The following is a 17,306-nucleotide window of genomic DNA, read 5'->3' on the forward strand; positions in this document are numbered from 1 at the left end:
GAGTGCTGCCCGTCATGGAAATCAACCCGATCCTGAACACCATCAAGGACCTGTCCGAGCGCTCCGAAACTATTCGGGGGTATCTTTGACTACGATCAAAAGCATGAGCGTCTGATCGAAGTCAATCGCGAGCTTGAAGATCCTGCAGTCTGGAACAAACCTGAATACGCCCAGGAACTGGGCCGCGAGCGAGCATCGCTGGCGCAGATCGTCGACACCCTGGATGAGCTGTCCAGCGGTCTGGCCGATTCCCGCGAGCTGCTCGACATGGCCGTTGAAGAAAACGACGAAGGCGCGGTAAACGACGTCGTTGAACTGCTTCAAGGGCTTGAAGAGTCACTGGCCAAGCTTGAATTCCGCCGCATGTTCAGCCACGAGATGGACCCGAACAACGCCTACCTGGACATCCAGGCCGGTTCCGGCGGCACCGAGGCCCAGGACTGGGCCAACATCCTGCTGCGCATGTACCTGCGCTGGGCGGACAAACGCGGGTTCGACGCGACCATCATGGAGCTGTCGGCCGGTGAAGTCGCCGGTATCAAAGGTGCGACCGTGCACATCAAGGGCGAATATGCCTTTGGCTGGCTGCGCACCGAGATCGGCGTGCACCGTCTGGTGCGCAAGAGCCCGTTCGACTCCGGCAACCGTCGCCACACTTCGTTTTCTGCGGTTTTCGTCTCGCCAGAGATCGACGACAAGGTCGAAATCGAAATCAACCCGGCAGACTTGCGGATTGACACCTATCGTTCATCCGGTGCCGGTGGTCAGCACGTAAACACCACCGACTCGGCCGTACGTATCACCCACGTACCGACCAACACCGTGGTCAGCTGCCAGAACGAACGTTCCCAGCACGCCAACAAGGACACCGCGATGAAAATGCTGCGGGCCAAGTTGTACGAGCAGGAAATGCAGAAGCGCAACGCCGCTTCCCAGGCGCTGGAAGACACCAAGTCGGACATCGGCTGGGGTCACCAGATCCGTTCGTACGTGCTCGACGCGTCGCGGATCAAGGACTTGCGCACCAACATCGAACGCAGCGACTGCGACAAGGTACTCGACGGCGATATCGACGAATACCTGGAAGCCAGCCTGAAATCGGGGCTGTAACAGACGCACACAGGATCGCTGATGCAACGCGATCCCTGTAGGAGCCAGCCCTGCTGGCGATTCCCGGGCCGCCAGGCCCGGGGGCAACGAACCTGATGGAATATCTGAAGACATGAGCGACCAACAACTCGACCCGCAAGCCCTGCAACAGGAAGAAAACTCCCTGATCGCCCTGCGCAAGGAAAAGCTGGCTGCCGAGCGCGCCAAGGGCAACGCCTTCCCGAACGACTTCCGCCGCGAAAACTACTGCGAAGATCTGCAGAAGAAATACGCGGACAAGACCAAGGAAGAGCTGGCCGAGGCTGCAATCCCGGTCAAGGTTGCCGGTCGCATCATGCTCAACCGTGGCTCGTTCATGGTGATCCAGGACATGACCGGGCGCATCCAGGTCTACGTCAACCGTAAAACCCTGTCCGAAGATACCCTGGCCGCCGTCAAGACCTGGGACATGGGCGACATCATTGCCGCCGAAGGCACCCTGGCGCGTTCCGGCAAGGGCGACCTGTACGTCGAAATGACCAACGTGCGCCTGCTGACCAAGTCGCTGCGCCCGCTGCCGGACAAGCACCACGGCCTGACCGACACCGAGCAGCGCTACCGTCAGCGTTACGTTGACCTGATCGTCAACGAAGAAGTACGCCAGACCTTCCGCGTGCGTTCGCAAGTGATCGCGCACATCCGCAGCTTCCTGATGAAGCGCGACTTCCTCGAAGTCGAAACGCCGATGCTGCAGACCATTCCTGGCGGCGCAGCGGCCAAGCCGTTCGAAACCCACCACAACGCGCTGGACATGGAAATGTTCCTGCGTATCGCGCCTGAGCTGTACCTCAAGCGTCTGGTGGTTGGCGGTTTCGAGAAGGTGTTCGAGATCAACCGCAACTTCCGTAACGAAGGTGTTTCGACCCGTCACAACCCTGAATTCACCATGTTGGAGTTCTACCAGGCTTACGCCGACTACGAAGACAACATGGACCTGACCGAAGAGCTGTTCCGTGAACTGGCGCAACTGGTGCTGGGCAGCACCGACGTGCCATACGGCGACAAGGTGTTCCACTTCGGTGAGCCGTTTGCCCGTCTGTCGGTGTTCGACTCGATCCTCAAGTACAACCCTGAGCTGACTGCCGATGACCTGAACGACATCGACAAGGCGCGCGCCATCGCCAAGAAGGCCGGCGCCAAGGTGCTGGGCTTCGAAGGTCTGGGCAAATTGCAGGTGATGATTTTCGAAGAACTGGTCGAGCACAAGCTGGAGCAGCCGCACTTCATCACTCAGTACCCGTTCGAAGTGTCGCCGCTGGCTCGTCGTAACGACGAGAACCCGAACGTTACCGACCGTTTCGAGCTGTTCATCGGCGGCCGTGAAATCGCCAACGCCTACTCCGAGTTGAACGACGCGGAAGACCAGGCCGAGCGCTTCATGGCGCAGGTGGCCGACAAGGACGCCGGCGACGACGAAGCCATGCATTACGACGCCGACTTCGTGCGCGCGCTGGAGTACGGCATGCCGCCAACGGCCGGTGAAGGTATCGGCATCGACCGTCTGGTGATGTTGCTGACCAACTCGCCATCGATCCGCGATGTGATCCTGTTCCCGCACATGCGACCGCAAGCGTAAACGTTTCAGTTAAAAAGCCGCCTAAAACAGGCGGCTTTTTATTGCCTGTCTGGTACAAATGTATCAATTGGTTAATTTTGCAATAGCAGAGGAAGTCCAGTCGTGATGGTTGCAATCGCTCAAGAAGGTGCAGCGGGTATCGCCACTGCGGTCGCTGAAAGTGTTCAGTACCAGGGCCGCAAGGCCAGCCGACAGGGCAGTGAGCAGCGTCGACAGGACATTCTCGACGCGGCGATGCGCATTGTCGTGCGCGACGGCGTGCGCGCCGTGCGCCACCGGGCCGTGGCGGCCGAGGCCGGTGTGCCGCTGTCGGCCACCACCTATTACTTCAAGGACATCGATGACCTGCTCACCGATACCTTCGCCCAATACGTCGAACGCAGCGCGGCCTACATGGCCAAGCTGTGGATCAACAACGAAGGCCTGCTGCGCGAGATGGTCGTCAGTGGCGACGGCAGCCCCGAGTCGCGCTCGCAACTGGCCGACGACATCGCGCGGCTGATGGCCGACTATGTGCACCGGCAACTGGTCAACCGTCGCGAGCACCTGATGGCCGAGCAGGCGTTCCGCCAGGAAGCACTGCTCAACCCGCGCCTGGCGGATCTGGTGCGCTCCCACCAGCAGATCCTCCTGCAGGGCACCTGCCAGTTGTTCCAGGTCCTGGGCTCACGTGAACCGCAACAGGATGCCAAAGTGTTGACGGCGATTATCGGACGGATGGAATATCAGGGCCTGCTCAACGATGCCGAGCCTTTGGCCGAACAGGACATGCTCGGGATTCTGACGCGGTACATGCATCTGGTCCTGGCCTCGGTGTAAGCCCTGTTGTCCGTCTGACACCGATCCCAATGTAGGAGCTGCCGCAGGCTGCGATCTTTTGATCTTGCTTTAAGAGATCAGGATCAAAAGATCGCAGCCTGCGGCAGCTCCTACAGGGAGGTATTGCGAGTTCATGGGAGTATTGAATGAAAGCCTGGCGTGGCGTGCTGATCGCCTTGTCGTTCCTGCTGCTCAGCGGTTGTCTGGTGACTTTCAAGGATCCGCTGCCCGCCAGTGAGTCGGCGCCCAAGGGCCTGCTGGGCACGTGGTCGAGCACCAATGCCTGGGGCGAGCCGATGAACCTTGAGCTGACCCGCGTCGGCCATGATCGCTATCAGGCGATCACCTGGTTCAAGGCCCGGCCTCACGAGCGTGAGGCGTACCCGTTCACGGTGTCGCGCCACGGCAGCCGCTGGTACCTGTCGGCGAAAGTGCCGGCGCGTTACGGTGGCCAGTACGCCATCGCCGGTTTCGAACTCACCGACAAACACGAGCTGGTGGTGTACAACCTCGACCTCGAACAGATCAATCAGGCGATCAAGCAGCAAGTCTTCGACGGCAAGGCTTTCCAGACCGAGGACGACGGCGACGGCGTGCAAGTCGACAGTAGCCTCGACAAGGTCTTTGCTTACCTCGACGATCCGGCCAATTCCGATGTCTTCGTCGAGGCCGCGCGCTATCAGCGCCAGGCCCGCGCCAAATAATTCAGTTTTCTACAGGAGTTTCGGGTGGACGATTACCAGCAGACGATACGCACGTTGTCCGATCGCATTGTGCTGGCGCAGACGCCGATCCGCGTGCTCGATGCGGTGAAGTGGGACGAGAACATCCGCAAGGGCTTTCTTAAGGCCAAGGGCAAGGAAATGCCGGCGGTGGATCGCGACTACTACCTCAATCGGCCGCTGAGTTTCGATTCGAGCAAGGTCAAACTCGAGTTCCAGAACATCGAACGCGACATCACCCGCCAGCTCGGCCAGTTCAACCCGGTCGGGCAGATCATGCGGCGCATGTGCAAGGAATACCGCATGGTGGTGCGCATGCTCGAAGCGCGCGGCACCGAAGATTTCGGCCTGATCTCGCAAGAGCTGTACGGCGCCGCGTCCGATGCGTTCCACGCCGGCGACCCGACCCTGGCCGACCTCGGCCTGATGATGTCTGACTACCTGAACAACATCGACGGCCGCGGCGACCTGAAAGACGAACCGAAGGTCCTCACCGCCAAGGATGCCGTACACCTGTTGCAAACCCGTTTGAACAAGGTGTTCGGCGAGGCCGAGGAAACCATCCGCGTGTTCGAGTCCGACGGCATCGTCGCCGACGCGGCAGCAGGCGCCGACTACATCAAGATCCGCACCGACGCGCTGTTCAACGACCGCGACGTGCGTGCACTGGAAGTCCACGAAGGCCTGGTGCATGTCGGCACCACGCTTAACGGCCTGAACCAGCCGATCTGCACCTTCCTGTCCAAGGGCCCACCGTCGTCGACAGTGACCCAGGAAGGCCTGGCGATCCTGATGGAAATCATCACCTTTGCCTCCTACCCGAGTCGCTTGCGCAAACTGACCAACCGCACCCGCGCCATTCACATGGTCGAGGAGGGCGCGGACTTTTTGCAGGTGTTCGAGTTCTTCCGCGAACAGGGTTTCGAAATGGCCGAAAGCTACGGCAACGCCAGCCGGGTGTTCCGAGGCTCGACGCCAACCGGTCTGCCATTCACCAAAGACTTGTCCTACCTCAAGGGCTTTATCATGGTTTACAACTACATTCAGTTGGCCGTGCGTAAGGGCAAGCTTGAACAGGTACCGCTGCTGTTCTGCGGCAAGACCACCCTGGAGGACATGCGTACCCTGCGTCAACTGGTCGATGAAGGTCTGGTGGTGCCGCCGAAATACCTGCCGGAACAGTTCCGCGACATGAACGCGCTGTCGGCGTGGATGTGCTTCTCCAACTTCCTCAATCACTTGAGCCTGGACCGGATCGAGGCGGATTACTCCAATATCCTCTGAACCACATACAAACCCTGTGGGAGCTGGCTTGCCAGCGATTGCAGTCTGACAGTCAATATTGATGTTGGCTGACCCACCGCTATCGCTGGCAAGCCAGCTCCCACAGGGTTATTTGTTGACACAATTATTGTTTTCAACCCGAATCCTGCGAGGTTTCACCGGATGAGAATCCTCGGCATCCTTTGCCTGCTCCTGACCCTCGGCGGTTGCAGTTCGCTGTTGTTTTACCCCGAACCGGGCCAGATCTTCACCCCGGAAAAAGCCAGGCTCGAATACCGCACCGTCACCCTGACCACGGCCGACGGCCTCAAGCTCAACGCCTGGTGGCTGCCGGCCAAGCCTGGTGTCGAGGTCAAAGGCACAGTCCTGCACCTGCACGGCAACGGCGGCAATCTGCCGATGCACTTGGGTGGCAGTTGGTGGTTGCCGAAGAACGGCTATCAGGTGCTGCTGGTGGACTATCGCGGGTATGGCTTGTCCGAGGGCAAGCCGAGTCTGCCGGCGATCTATCAGGACATCGACGCCGCGTTTGCCTGGCTGGATCAGGCGCCAGAGGTCAAAGGCAAGCCGCTGATCCTCCTCGGCCAGAGCCTCGGCGGCTCAATGGCCGTGCATTGGCTCGTGCAGCACCCCGAGCGGCAGAAACAGCTGAAAGCCTTCGTGCTCGACGGTGTACCCGCCAGTTACCGCAGCGTCGGTCAGTACGCCCTCAGCACGTCGTGGCTGACCTGGCCGTTTCAAGTGCCGTTGTCGTGGCTGGTGCCGGACGGCGACAGTGCGATCAACTCGATGCCGCAGCTTAACGGCGTGCCGAAACTGATCTTTCACAGCATCGACGACCCACTGGTGCCAATGTCCAACGCCATCCGCCTGTATCAGGCAGCGCCACCACCACGGGTGTTGCAGTTGACCCGCGGCGGCCACGTACAGACCTTCGGCGACCCGGTCTGGCGCCAAGTGATGCTGCGTTATCTGGAAGATCCCGAGCACTTCAACGGCCTGCGGCGCCTCGGCGAGATCCCCAATTATCCGCAACCCCCGAATTCTGAAGATGAGAGTCCGCAATGACTGAAGAACGTAACGCCATCCCGCTGATCATCACCGGTATCTGCAGCATCCTCGGCACCGTTGGGGCGCTGTGGTATTACGGCTACCTGCACTTCGCCAAACCCGAGGATGCGCTGCTGCTCAACGAATTCACCATGCTCAAGACCGTGCCGGGCGAAGACTACAAAGTCTCGCTGGACCCGGCGCCGCAGGTGGCGCAGTGCATCGACGGCGTGCTGGTGCTGTTCGACACCGAGCAGAAAGGCCTGACCGGGGTGCTGATCAATGCGCAGAAAAAAGCCGTGCGCTGCATGGGCCAGGAAACCCCGCAGAAACTCGAGCCTTAAACGCAAAAGATCGCAGCCTTCGGCAGCTCCTGCATTGGAACACGATCCCTGTAGGAACTGCCGAAGGCTGCGATCTTTTGATCTTGAAAAAGCCCCGCCTGATCACTCAGGCGGGGCTTTTGCGTTAGCGCGTGTTGCTTAGTTCGAGCTGACCGCCGAACGTGGCATCACTGGCTGGTTGTCGTTGGAAATGGTCACTTCCACACGACGGTTCATCGCACGACCGGAAACGCTGCCGTTGTCGGCAACCGGGTATTCCTTGCCGTAACCCTGAACCACGATGCGCGAAGGATCTACGCCCATCTTGATCAGCGCGACTTGAACCGAAGTCGCGCGACGCTCGGACAGCGACTGGTTGTACGAAGCCGAGCCGGTGCTGTCGGTGTAACCCTCGACGATCACTTTACGATCCGGATTTTCCTGGAGGAACTGCGCCAGTTTGTTGATGTTCACCAGACCGCTGGACTTCAGATCAGCCTTGTTGGTGGCGAACAGCACGTCACCGAAAGTCACCAGGGTACCGCGATCGGTCTGCTTGGCGTTCAGGCTCTGCTGCAGTTGTTTGATCTGCTGATCGCGAGCGTCCAGCCGGGCCTGGGCACGTTGCGCGGCAGCGTTCTTCAGGTTGTTTTCAGCGGTGCGCAGGGCAATGGTCTGCTTGGCCACTTCCACGCGCTGGTTGGTCAGGTAGGCCAGTTGGTCAACCTTGGCCGCGTCTTCCTTGTCCAGGTAAGCCTTGTCGGCCTTGTCCAGGTAATCGCTGGCGTCTTTGGTTTCCAGGGCCGCGACTTTGCTTGCCTGTGGGTTGGCCTGCAGGCCGGCGTAGTTGGTACGTGCCTGCTCCAGGTTCGGGTTAGGCGGGGTGGAGCAGGCAGCCAGGGCAACGCTTGCGGCCAGAAGAGCGGGGATCATCAGTTGCTTACGCATAATTTGTCGTCCTTTCTATCGATAAAAGTTTCAGCTTTGCGATTCGGGATGCGCGCTTACTGCACGGTGCGCTGACTTTCCTGACGCAGTTCCTGAACACCTTTCTGGGAATCCTTCACAGCCTGTTCGGCCTTGGCAGCCTGAGCCTTGCGTTCTGCTACGCGAGCGTCCCATTCGGCTTGCTCGGCGAGGGTGCGAGCTTGTTCATACTTCTTGTCGTGCATGGCGATTTCGGCTTGCTTGAGCTTGTCCTGCGCCTGCTTCATTTCCACAGAAGCGAACTCGGTACCACCGGCGCTGACCGCACTGTTGACCGCCGATTGGGTCACGGCGTACTGCTCGGTTGGCGGGTTACCGGCGCAACCGGCCAGTACGAAGCTGGTACCGATGGCCAGAGCAGCCAGTTTCAGACCGCGCAGGTGGGAGAACGAGGTTTGGGTCTTCATGGTCTTCAACTCCATTGTTTAACTCCTGATAAAACCGAAAATCCATCCTGGTCGAGGAGCCGCAAGCGTCGTGTAAAAGCGCGTTTTTGAAACGCTCGTTCCAGGCGTGGTTACAGCTTCCGACCGAAGGCGTTTTTCAAAAGTTCAGAAAAGATGGCCTATCGCCAAAAGTTTTTTTGACCAAGTCGACAAGGCTCTAAACCGGGAACTTTGGAGGCGTGGAGAGGTACGCGCGAGGTAAAAAGCGTGCAGAAGCGGAGAAGGATACGATCCCTGTGGGAGCTGGCTTGCCAGCGATGAGGCCATCAAATTCAACACTGATGTGACTGAACTGACGCCATCGCGGGCAAGCCCGCTCCCACAGGTTTTTGTGTTGTCTGATCAGTGTTTTTGCTTGCCGGCAGCGGCGGACAAATCCTGCAAATGCCGGCGTGAAAGCGCCAGAAACCGTGGCGTCGGCCCGACGTCCTCATACAGCGGATCACCTTCTTCATCCGTCGCCACCACCGTCGAACCTTTCACATACGGCAGGCTCGCCTCGAACTCTTCGAGCGCGGCGCCGATCAGTTCGCCGAGCAGTTCTTCCGGATGACGTTTGGGGTACATCTCGGCAATCGCCGCCAGTCGCGCAGCGGCCTCGACGTCCAGATGAATCGTGTAGCCAGTGTCGGTCAGGCGACCCTTGGCGTTTTCTTCCCAATGCTGGGCGAGTTCACGGATTTTCATGATGACCTCATGTCGTACCTGCTCATGGCAGGATCGGGTGAGTGTCCGGCGCGGCCGGCAAGCCGTTGTGCGGCTTACTGTTGAGACTAGCTTCAAGCCGCAAGGTTTAAAGTCCCTTCGTCGTCTGCTTGTAAGAAGCGCCGTAGAGCGGCACTCTCTGGGCAAAGCATTCGTTTCTGCGCCGTCCCGATTACCGCTGGAGAACTGCTGATGACCGATATTGATGCACGCTTGCGCGAGGACGTTCACCTGTTGGGTGAACTGTTGGGCAATACCATCCGCGACCAGTACGGCGAGGAATTTCTCGACAAGATCGAGCAGATCCGCAAGGGCGCCAAGGCCGACCGCCGTGGCTCGATGGACGCAGAACTCAGCGCCAGCCTCAATCAGTTGAGCGAAGACGAACTGCTGCCGGTGGCGCGGGCGTTCAACCAGTTTCTCAACCTGGCGAACATCGCCGAGCAGTATCAATTGATTCATCGCCGCGAAGAGTCGCAGCCCGCGCCGTTCGAATCCCGCGTACTGCCGGAACTGCTCGCCCGCCTGCGCAACGAAGGCCACAGCGCCGAATCTCTGGCCCGGCAACTGGCGCGCCTGGAAATCGAACTGGTGCTGACTGCGCACCCGACCGAAGTGGCGCGGCGCACGCTGATCCAGAAGTACGACGCGATCGCCGCGCAATTGGCCGCCCAAGATCACCGCGACCTGACCAGCGCCGAACGCGAACAGATCCAGAACACCCTGCAACGGTTGATCGCCGAAGCCTGGCACACCGAAGAAATCCGCCGTACCCGGCCGACCCCGGTCGATGAAGCCAAGTGGGGTTTTGCGGTCATCGAACACTCGCTGTGGCAGGCGATTCCCAACCATATGCGCAAGGCCGACAAGGCGCTTTATGAAGCGACGGACCTGCACTTGCCGCTGGAAGCGGCGCCGATCCGCTTTGCCTCGTGGATGGGCGGCGACCGTGACGGCAACCCGAATGTCACGGCAGCGGTGACCCGCGAAGTGCTGTTACTGGCGCGCTGGATGGCGGCCGACCTGTACCTGCGCGACGTCGATCATCTGGCCGCCGAGCTGTCGATGCAGCAGGCCAGCGATGCACTCAAGGCCAAGGCCGGTGACAGTGCCGAACCTTACCGGGCGGTGCTCAAGCAATTGCGCGAACGCCTGCGTGCCACGCGCAATTGGGCGCATGCCTCGCTCAGCGCCAGTACACCGGCGCCGGCCGACGTGTTGCACAACAACCGCGATCTGCTCGATCCGCTGGAACTGTGTTTCAACTCCCTGCACGAATGCGGCATGGGCGTGATTGCCGACGGGCCGTTGCTCGATTGCCTGCGCCGGGCGGTGACCTTCGGCCTGTTTCTGGTGCGCCTCGATGTACGTCAGGATTCGACGCGGCACAGTTCGGCAATGACCGAAATCACCGATTACCTGGGCCTCGGTCGCTACGAAGACTGGGACGAAGAACAGCGCATCAGCTTCCTTACCCGCGAATTGAGCAATCGCCGGCCACTGCTGCCGGCGCATTTCAAACCGTCCGCCGACACGGCGGAAGTGCTCGCCACTTGCAAGGAAATCGCCGCCGCACCGGCCGCGTCCTTGGGTTCCTACGTGATCTCGATGGCGGGCGCCGCCTCCGACGTGCTGGCAGTGCAGTTGCTGCTCAAAGAGTCCGGCGTGTTGCGGCCGATGCGTGTGGTGCCGCTGTTCGAAACCCTCGCCGACCTCGACAACGCCGGGCCGGTGATGGAGCGTCTGTTGCTGTTGCCGGGCTACCGCGCAAGGCTGCAAGGCCCGCAGGAAGTGATGATCGGTTACTCCGACTCGGCCAAGGATGCGGGCACCACCGCCGCCGCCTGGGCGCAATACCGCGCGCAGGAGCGGCTGGTGGAGATCTGCCGCGAGCAGCAAGTCGAACTGCTGTTGTTCCACGGTCGCGGTGGCACCGTGGGCCGCGGCGGCGGACCGGCGCACGCGGCGATTTTGTCGCAGCCGCCGGGGTCGGTGGCGGGGCGCTTCCGCACCACCGAGCAGGGCGAAATGATTCGATTCAAATTCGGCTTGCCGGACATCGCCGAGCAGAACCTCAATCTGTATCTGGCCGCGGTGCTCGAAGCGACGCTGTTGCCACCACCACCGCCGACGCCGGAATGGCGGCACCTGATGGATGAACTGGCCGCCGACGGCGTCGCCGCGTACCGCGCCGTGGTGCGGGAGAATCCGCAGTTCGTCGAGTATTTCCGCCAGTCGACACCGGAGCAGGAGCTGGGACGCTTGCCCCTCGGCAGCCGTCCGGCCAAGCGCCGTGCGGGTGGGATCGAGAGCCTGCGGGCGATTCCGTGGATCTTCGGCTGGACCCAGACTCGTCTGATGCTGCCGGCCTGGCTCGGCTGGGAAACTGCATTGAGCAAGGCGCTGGAGCGCGGCGAGGGCGAACTGCTCGGGCAGATGCGTGAACAGTGGCCGTTCTTCCGCACCCGTATCGACATGCTGGAAATGGTCCTGGCCAAGGCCGACGCCGACATCGCGCTGTCGTACGACCAGCGTCTGGTCGAGCCGGACTTGCTGCCGTTGGGCGCACAGTTACGCGACCTATTGTCGCAGGCGTGCACGGTGGTGCTCGGCCTGACCGGTCAGTCGCAACTGCTGGCACATAGCCCAGACACCTTGGAATTCATCCGTCTGCGCAACACTTACCTCGACCCGCTTCATCTATTGCAGGCCGAGCTGCTGGCCCGTTCGCGGCAGCAGAATGTCGAGCAGGGCAGCCCGGTGGAGCAGGCGCTGCTGGTGTCTGTGGCGGGGATTGCCGCCGGTTTGCGCAATACCGGCTAAGGTTTCTGCGGTGCTATCAGGCACCCGGTGCACAGGCCGGGTGCCGCTTTGTACACAGGCAGAAAGTGCGGGCAGGCGACAGTTAATGATGGGGTTGCGACTTGGGTTACCGCGTCGCAAGGTCGCGGCGGGCGCCGGTTTCTCCGACTTTTGGCGTCTTGTGTGGGCGCAGCCTGCTGTGTATCTTGATCAGCCTTTGGCCGTTTGTGCGGCCACGACCCGTTTTTTTGAGATTGGCCCAAAGAGGCGAATCCCGTTGTTTTCTATATAAAAAATTGAGGAGCACATCGATGCGCGTCATTCTGCTGGGAGCTCCCGGGGCCGGTAAAGGTACTCAGGCTAAGTTCATCACCGAGAAATTCGGCATTCCGCAAATCTCCACCGGCGACATGCTGCGTGCTGCGGTCAAGGCCGGCACTCCGCTGGGCGTTCAAGCCAAGAGCATCATGGATGCCGGCGGCCTGGTGTCGGATGACCTGATCATCGCGCTGGTGCAGGATCGCATCGCTCAACCCGACTGCGTCAATGGCTTCCTGTTCGACGGCTTCCCGCGCACCATTCCGCAAGCCGAAGCCCTGGTGACTGCCGGTGTCGAACTGGACGCCGTGGTTGAAATCGCTGTTGAAGACGAAGAAATCGTTCAGCGTATCGCCGGTCGTCGCGTTCACGAGGCCAGCGGCCGCGTTTACCACATCGTCTACAACCCGCCGAAAGTGGCTGGCAAAGACGACGTTACCGGCGACGATCTGGTGCAGCGCAAGGACGACACCGAAGAAACCGTGCGTCATCGCCTGTCGGTCTACCATTCGCAGACCAAGCCGCTGGTGGATTTCTACCAGAAGCTCTCCGCTGCAAACGGCAAGCCGAAGTACAGCCACATCCCGGGCGTTGGCTCGGTTGAAGCGATCACCGCCAAGGTGCTCGAAGCGCTGAGCTGAAAAAGCCGATCCGCTGCATCATCCACGGCCCGCTTGCGGGCCGTAGTTGTTTATACTGACGCCCTTTTTCTCCCACCTGTTTTGGAAACATCGATGAGCACCTTGCTGGCCCTGGACACCGCGACCGAAGCTTGCTCCGTTGCCTTGCTGCATGACGGCAAGGTCACGAGCCATTACGAGGTGATCCCGCGTCTGCACGCGCAGAAGCTGCTGCCGATGATCCAGCAACTGCTGGCCGACGCCGGCACCACGTTGCAAGCGGTGGACGCCATTGCCTTCGGTCGTGGGCCGGGGGCGTTTACCGGTGTGCGGATCGCCATTGGTGTGGTGCAAGGTCTGGCCTTTGCGCTGGATCGCCCGGTGCTGCCGGTGTCGAACCTGGCGGTGCTGGCACAGCGCGCGTATCGCGAACACGGTGTGAGCCAGGTCGCGGCGGCCATCGATGCGCGGATGGATGAAGTGTATTGGGGCTGCTACCGCGAGACCGCCGGCGAGATGCGTCTGGTCGGTGCCGAAGCGGTGCTGCCACCGGAAGCCGCGGCGCTGCCGGCCGATGCCAGCGGCGATTGGTTCGGTGCGGGCACTGGTTGGGGCTATGGCGAGCGGATCGCGGTCAGCCTGAGCGGCTCGAATGCCGGCATGCTGCCTCACGCCGAAGACCTGCTGACCCTGGCGCGGTTTGCCTGGGAACGCGGTGAGTCGATCCCTGCCGATGATGCGCAACCGGTTTACCTGCGCGACAAAGTCGCTACTCCAAAGGCTCGCTGAGTCCTGACTTCTAGCGGGGTAGCTTCTGTGGTGAGGGGATTTATCCCCGATGGGCTGCGAAGCAGTCGCCGATTTTGGGGCCGCTTCGCGACCCATCGGGGATGAATCCCCTCACCACATAAGGCTCTCCACAATCCCACTGCTTATTCCAAATTCTGCCAATCGTCAGTTTCCAACCCCGCGCTTTAAACCTTTTACGCTTTATGTGTTCTAGTTATCACTCGGCGGTTTGCTAAGTCGGTCAAGTGCCGCTAAATTGCCATCATCGATACCGAGCATGAAATTATGCGTATAGACGGCCTTTCCTCTCAGTCCTACCCCATCAAGCGCAAGCCTCGCAAAGGCAATGTGGCGCTGGATGAGTCCGTCGACGATATCGATGGCGAGCTGGAATTCCCGACTGAAGAGCAACTGGCCGCCCGCGCTGCCAAAGCCTCCGCACAACGTCTGGCCAATCTGCCTGCCCGTCAGCAAGACATGATTTATCACCGCGCCATGAGCAAAAGCGTAGCGATGGCCCTGGCCAGCTACCTGAGCACCGCCGGTTTTGTCGATTGGGATGCGGATGTGCTGGGCCTCGACCTGTACATCTGATGGATCTGCCTTACTACCTCGGTTGTCCGTCCTGGAGCGAAAACGCCTGGCGCGAGTATCTGTACCCCGAAGACGCCAAGACTTCCGACTTCCTCAGTCTCTATGCTCAAGTGTTCAATGCCGTCGAAGGCAACACGACCTTCTACGCCAGCCCGTCGCCGGCCACCGTGCAGCGTTGGGCCGAGACCATGCCCGAACACTTTCGCTTCACCGCCAAGTTTCCCGGCGACATCAGCCACAGCGGTGACCTGCGTGATCAGCTGACCGCCGCCGAAACCTTCGTGAATCTTCTCAGCCCGCTCGGCGAACGGGTTTCGCCGCTGTGGCTGCAACTGTCGAAAAGCTTCACCCCGCATCGATTGCCCGAGCTGACGGCGTTCATCGACGCGCTGGACCGGCCACTGGCAGTGGAAGTCCGTCACGAACAGTTTTTCGCCAAGGGCGAGAGCGAGCGCCTGCTCAATCGTCTGCTGCTTGAGCGTGGCGTGGAGCGCATCTGCCTCGATCCGCGGGCGCTGTTCAGTTGCCTGTCGACCGAGTCTTCGGTGATCCACGCGCAATCGAAAAAGCCTCGGGTGCCGACCCGTCCGGCGGCGTTTACCCAATCTCCGCAGGTACGTTTCATTGGCCATCCGGAGCTGGAAGCCAACGATCCGTTTCTCGTGCCGTGGGTGGCGAAAATCGCCGAGTGGATTGAAGAGGGCCGCACGCCGTACATCTTCCTGCACACCGCCGACAACGTGATGGCGGCGAAGCTGGCGCAACGTTTTCACGCACAATTGATGCAACGTTTGCCTGGCCTGCCGTCCCTGCCTGAGCTATACAGAGAACCCGCCGCCGAGCAACTCGGCTTGCTCTGAAGGCGGATTTTTCCCCTGCCCAGGAGCCTGCCGATGAACGCCCACGCCCTTCAAGAACAAGCCCGCAAAGCCCAGGCCTTCAAGGCCCTGCATGAAGGTGCGGGGATTTTCGTCATCCCCAACCCGTGGGATGCCGGCTCGGCGAAAATGCTCGCCAGTCTGGGCTATCAGGCGTTGGCGACCACCAGTGCCGGTTATGCGTTTTCCCAAGGCAAGGCCGATGGCGCCCTGAGTCTCGATGAGACCTTGGCCAATGTCCGGGCAATTGTCGCGGCCACCGATCTGCCAGTGGCGGTGGACCTGGAAAACGGTTTCGCCGATGACCCGGCCGAGTGTGCGAAAAGCTTGCTGCGTGCCGCCGAGGCGGGCGCGGTGGGCGGTTCGATCGAGGACGCCACGGGCCGTGCCGACGCGCCGATCTACTGCTTCGAACACGCTGTGGCGCGCATCGAAGCCGCCGTCGCCGCAGTGCGCACGCTGCCATTTCCCTTCACCCTGACCGCCCGTGCGGAAAACTACTTGCACGGCAATCCCGATCTCGACGATACCATCCGCCGCCTGCAGGCCTTTGCCGCAGCGGGCGCCGACGTGCTGTACGCGCCGGGTTTGCGCAGCGCCGAAGAAGTGCTGGCGGTGGTGCGCGCGGTGGCACCAAAACCGGTCAACGTGCTGATGTCCGGCGGTTTGAAACTGACCGTGCAGGCGCTGGAAGAAATGGGTGTGCGCAGGATCAGCACCGGTTCGGCGCTGGCTTTGGCAGCGTTCGGCGAGTTTTACCGCGCGGCTGAAGAGATCCAGCAGCACGGCACCTTCGGCTTCACTGCGCAATCGATGCCGTACGCTCAGGCCAATCAGTTCTTCAAAGGCTGAGCATGGGCCGCTGGATCGCGCTGTCGGTACTGTTGATGATTGCTGGCGCCGTGGTCAGCGTCTGGCGCGGCTGGGTCGACGTGCCGGCCGAGTGGAACCCGTGGGCGCCGCTGGACGTGAAGGCCGCGCCGAACTGGCTGACCGGTTTCAAGCTGATGCGCCTGCGTGGCAATCCCGAGTTATGCGCACAAGTGCTCAGCAACTCGGGTCTGCGCATCACAGCGCAAGCCGACAGCCCCGACGCCAAGTGCCCGCTGATCGGCGCCGTGCGCGTGCAGAGCGGCGAGGTGGCGCTGAGCAGCAGCTTCCTCGCCAGTTGTCCATTGGCGGTGGCTTACGCGATGTTTGAACGACATACCCTGCAACCTGCCGCGCAAGCGCTTTACGGCCAGTCTGTGGCGCGTATCGATCACCTCGGCAGCTTTGCCTGCCGCAATGTCTACAACCGCGAGAGCGGGGCGCTCAGTCGCCACGCCAGTGCCGATGCGCTGGACATCAGCGGTTTTCGGCTGGCGGACGGGCGCAGCGTCAGCGTGCTCAAAGACTGGCCGAAGCAAAATCAGGACGCGCAGTTTCTGCGGCAGGTGCGCGATGGTGCCTGCGAGGCGTTCAGTGTGGTGTTGAGTCCGGATTACAACGCCGCCCACCGCAGTCACTTTCATGTCGATGTCGGGCGCTGGAGCGTGTGTCGCTGAGGGATCAGGCGGCGAGGCGCAGGTTCTGCAACACGATCGGGCGCGCCCAACCGTTATCGAAGTCCAAAGCCTTCTGCTGCTCGACGATTTCTTCCGGCGGGAACGGCGGATAAGGTTTTTGCAGCAGGTCGAGATCGAACTCGGCAATCGGCAGGTACAGCGGCTTCTTCTGCGGCGCCGGACCCGGCTCTGGCACAGGCTGACCGTTGTTGATCACGATCGGGCGAACCCAGCTGCTGTCGAAGTCTTGCTGCTCCTGCTGAGCCTTGAGTTCTTCTGGCGGGAACGGTGGGAACGGCTTGTCCAGCAGATCGGTTTCGAACTCGGCGATCGGCAGGAACAGCGGCTCCGGCGGACGCACTTCGGTCTCGACCACATCGCACTGACGCTGCTCGACGATGTGCGCGTGCAGCTCGCTGCCAAGCGTCGGTTCTTCCGGGCTGTTCAGGTCAACCGGCGGGAATGTGCCGCAGGCTGGCACCACATCACTCGTCTGTTCGGCCAGGGCCTGGGCAAAGAAATCCTGCCACAGGTGACTGACGCCGCCCAATGCTTGAGTGTTATGACGGCTGAAGTCGCCCTTGGGCGAAATGTAGCCAATCGATGTGGGAAGAATGCCTGACATTTTTTTCGGTTGACGCTCAGCTCTGGCAAAATGCGCGTTGATTGGTTTATCGGCCACTTTTTGCCGATCCTT

Annotated in this window: 18 protein-coding genes; 14 read left to right on the forward strand and 4 right to left on the reverse strand. The window is 60.9% G+C overall.

What is annotated here, in order from left to right; all coding sequences use genetic code 11:
• Positions 1–14 precede the first annotated feature (14 nt).
• From prfB to AC193Q_RS25580, 7 genes are all read left to right on the forward strand, one after another.
• A protein-coding gene (prfB, locus tag AC193Q_RS25550) for a peptide chain release factor 2 (RefSeq protein ID WP_096795805.1) occupies positions 15–1,110 on the forward strand; the annotation gives its coding sequence in 2 pieces (ribosomal slippage) (positions 15–86 and positions 88–1,110; 1,095 coding nt in all).
• 112 nt (positions 1,111–1,222) lie between these two features.
• Positions 1,223–2,725, forward strand: coding sequence for a lysine--tRNA ligase (lysS, locus tag AC193Q_RS25555; RefSeq protein ID WP_041063265.1), 1,503 nt, complete (start codon positions 1,223–1,225; stop codon positions 2,723–2,725).
• A 105-nt stretch (positions 2,726–2,830) separates the two neighbouring features.
• The gene (locus AC193Q_RS25560) at positions 2,831–3,544 is read left to right on the forward strand and encodes a TetR/AcrR family transcriptional regulator (protein WP_007964212.1); all 714 of its coding nucleotides are present in this window, start codon (positions 2,831–2,833) and stop codon (positions 3,542–3,544) included.
• Positions 3,545–3,690: 146 nt separating this feature from the next.
• Positions 3,691–4,248, forward strand: coding sequence for a hypothetical protein (locus tag AC193Q_RS25565; protein ID WP_047292800.1), 558 nt, complete (start codon positions 3,691–3,693; stop codon positions 4,246–4,248).
• Positions 4,249–4,272: 24 nt separating this feature from the next.
• On the forward strand, positions 4,273–5,550 hold the full coding sequence (locus tag AC193Q_RS25570) for a flavohemoglobin expression-modulating QEGLA motif protein (RefSeq protein ID WP_095667407.1): 1,278 nt from the start codon (positions 4,273–4,275) through the stop codon (positions 5,548–5,550).
• A gap of 162 nt (positions 5,551–5,712) precedes the next feature.
• The gene (locus AC193Q_RS25575) at positions 5,713–6,618 is read left to right on the forward strand and encodes an alpha/beta hydrolase (RefSeq protein WP_047292804.1); all 906 of its coding nucleotides are present in this window, start codon (positions 5,713–5,715) and stop codon (positions 6,616–6,618) included.
• Positions 6,615–6,944: a PA3694 family proteiin gene (locus tag AC193Q_RS25580; protein WP_007964217.1), complete on the forward strand. Its 330-nt coding sequence runs from the start codon at positions 6,615–6,617 to the stop codon at positions 6,942–6,944. Before AC193Q_RS25575 ends, AC193Q_RS25580 begins: the two co-directional genes overlap by 4 nt.
• A 138-nt stretch (positions 6,945–7,082) precedes the next feature.
• Here AC193Q_RS25580 and lptF read toward each other — a convergent pair whose 3' ends face one another.
• The 3 genes from lptF to AC193Q_RS25595 form a co-directional block, all read right to left on the reverse strand.
• Positions 7,083–7,871 (reverse strand): lipotoxin F family OmpA-related lipoprotein LptF, encoded by a 789-nt coding sequence (lptF, locus tag AC193Q_RS25585; RefSeq protein ID WP_047292806.1) that lies wholly within the window; start codon positions 7,869–7,871, stop codon positions 7,083–7,085.
• Between the two features lie 56 nt (positions 7,872–7,927).
• A complete protein-coding gene (locus AC193Q_RS25590; protein WP_483878953.1) occupies positions 7,928–8,332 on the reverse strand; it encodes a DUF4398 domain-containing protein in 405 nt (134 codons plus the stop codon).
• A 366-nt stretch (positions 8,333–8,698) separates the two neighbouring features.
• Positions 8,699–9,043 carry a hypothetical protein gene (locus AC193Q_RS25595; RefSeq protein ID WP_003222064.1) on the reverse strand — a complete coding sequence of 115 codons (345 nt, stop codon included), beginning with the start codon at positions 9,041–9,043 and terminating at the stop codon, positions 8,699–8,701.
• Positions 9,044–9,253: 210 nt separating this feature from the next.
• Here AC193Q_RS25595 and ppc point away from each other — a divergent pair, with 210 nt between their 5' ends.
• The 7 genes from ppc (at position 9,254) to AC193Q_RS25630 (ending at position 16,609) form a co-directional block, all read left to right on the forward strand.
• Positions 9,254–11,884 carry a phosphoenolpyruvate carboxylase gene (ppc, locus tag AC193Q_RS25600; RefSeq protein WP_483878954.1) on the forward strand — a complete coding sequence of 877 codons (2,631 nt, stop codon included), beginning with the start codon at positions 9,254–9,256 and terminating at the stop codon, positions 11,882–11,884.
• Positions 11,885–12,174: 290 nt separating this feature from the next.
• Entirely contained in the window at positions 12,175–12,822 is a 648-nt protein-coding gene (adk, locus tag AC193Q_RS25605) for an adenylate kinase (RefSeq protein ID WP_025112233.1), read from the forward strand.
• 93 nt (positions 12,823–12,915) lie between these two features.
• Positions 12,916–13,590, forward strand: a complete 675-nt coding sequence (tsaB, locus tag AC193Q_RS25610; RefSeq protein ID WP_483878955.1) for a tRNA (adenosine(37)-N6)-threonylcarbamoyltransferase complex dimerization subunit type 1 TsaB — start codon at positions 12,916–12,918, stop codon at positions 13,588–13,590.
• A 285-nt stretch (positions 13,591–13,875) separates the two neighbouring features.
• Positions 13,876–14,184 carry a hypothetical protein gene (locus tag AC193Q_RS25615; protein ID WP_003222071.1) on the forward strand — a complete coding sequence of 103 codons (309 nt, stop codon included), beginning with the start codon at positions 13,876–13,878 and terminating at the stop codon, positions 14,182–14,184.
• Positions 14,184–15,044, forward strand: coding sequence for a DUF72 domain-containing protein (locus AC193Q_RS25620; RefSeq protein WP_047292812.1), 861 nt, complete (start codon positions 14,184–14,186; stop codon positions 15,042–15,044). Before AC193Q_RS25615 ends, AC193Q_RS25620 begins: the two co-directional genes overlap by 1 nt.
• 33 nt (positions 15,045–15,077) lie before the next feature.
• Positions 15,078–15,914 carry an isocitrate lyase/PEP mutase family protein gene (locus AC193Q_RS25625; protein ID WP_483878956.1) on the forward strand — a complete coding sequence of 279 codons (837 nt, stop codon included), beginning with the start codon at positions 15,078–15,080 and terminating at the stop codon, positions 15,912–15,914.
• A gap of 2 nt (positions 15,915–15,916) precedes the next feature.
• Positions 15,917–16,609: an extensin-like domain-containing protein gene (locus AC193Q_RS25630; RefSeq protein WP_483878957.1), complete on the forward strand. Its 693-nt coding sequence runs from the start codon at positions 15,917–15,919 to the stop codon at positions 16,607–16,609.
• 4 nt (positions 16,610–16,613) lie between these two features.
• Here AC193Q_RS25630 and AC193Q_RS25635 read toward each other — a convergent pair whose 3' ends face one another.
• The gene (locus tag AC193Q_RS25635) at positions 16,614–17,234 is read right to left on the reverse strand and encodes a hypothetical protein (RefSeq protein ID WP_047293047.1); all 621 of its coding nucleotides are present in this window, start codon (positions 17,232–17,234) and stop codon (positions 16,614–16,616) included.
• Positions 17,235–17,306: the final 72 nt, after the last annotated feature.

The sequence above is a fragment of the Pseudomonas sp. F2 genome (genome assembly GCF_057174385.1).

Bases quoted from the DNA above. Each gene is read 5' to 3' on its own strand.
- lysS (WP_041063265.1), top strand. From the start codon at position 1,223: ATGAGCGACCAACAACTCGACCCGCAAGCCCTGCAACAGGAAGAAAAC.
- AC193Q_RS25560 (WP_007964212.1), top strand. From the start codon at position 2,831: ATGGTTGCAATCGCTCAAGAAGGTGCAGCGGGTATCGCCACTGCGGTC.
- AC193Q_RS25565 (WP_047292800.1), top strand. From the start codon at position 3,691: ATGAAAGCCTGGCGTGGCGTGCTGATCGCCTTGTCGTTCCTGCTGCTC.
- AC193Q_RS25575 (WP_047292804.1), top strand. From the start codon at position 5,713: ATGAGAATCCTCGGCATCCTTTGCCTGCTCCTGACCCTCGGCGGTTGC.
- AC193Q_RS25580 (WP_007964217.1), top strand. From the start codon at position 6,615: ATGACTGAAGAACGTAACGCCATCCCGCTGATCATCACCGGTATCTGC.
- lptF (WP_047292806.1), bottom strand. From the start codon at position 7,871: ATGCGTAAGCAACTGATGATCCCCGCTCTTCTGGCCGCAAGCGTTGCC.
- AC193Q_RS25590 (WP_483878953.1), bottom strand. From the start codon at position 8,332: ATGGAGTTGAAGACCATGAAGACCCAAACCTCGTTCTCCCACCTGCGC.
- AC193Q_RS25595 (WP_003222064.1), bottom strand. From the start codon at position 9,043: ATGAAAATCCGTGAACTCGCCCAGCATTGGGAAGAAAACGCCAAGGGT.
- ppc (WP_483878954.1), top strand. From the start codon at position 9,254: ATGACCGATATTGATGCACGCTTGCGCGAGGACGTTCACCTGTTGGGT.
- adk (WP_025112233.1), top strand. From the start codon at position 12,175: ATGCGCGTCATTCTGCTGGGAGCTCCCGGGGCCGGTAAAGGTACTCAG.
- tsaB (WP_483878955.1), top strand. From the start codon at position 12,916: ATGAGCACCTTGCTGGCCCTGGACACCGCGACCGAAGCTTGCTCCGTT.
- AC193Q_RS25615 (WP_003222071.1), top strand. From the start codon at position 13,876: ATGCGTATAGACGGCCTTTCCTCTCAGTCCTACCCCATCAAGCGCAAG.
- AC193Q_RS25620 (WP_047292812.1), top strand. From the start codon at position 14,184: ATGGATCTGCCTTACTACCTCGGTTGTCCGTCCTGGAGCGAAAACGCC.
- AC193Q_RS25625 (WP_483878956.1), top strand. From the start codon at position 15,078: ATGAACGCCCACGCCCTTCAAGAACAAGCCCGCAAAGCCCAGGCCTTC.
- AC193Q_RS25630 (WP_483878957.1), top strand. From the start codon at position 15,917: ATGGGCCGCTGGATCGCGCTGTCGGTACTGTTGATGATTGCTGGCGCC.
- AC193Q_RS25635 (WP_047293047.1), bottom strand. From the start codon at position 17,234: ATGTCAGGCATTCTTCCCACATCGATTGGCTACATTTCGCCCAAGGGC.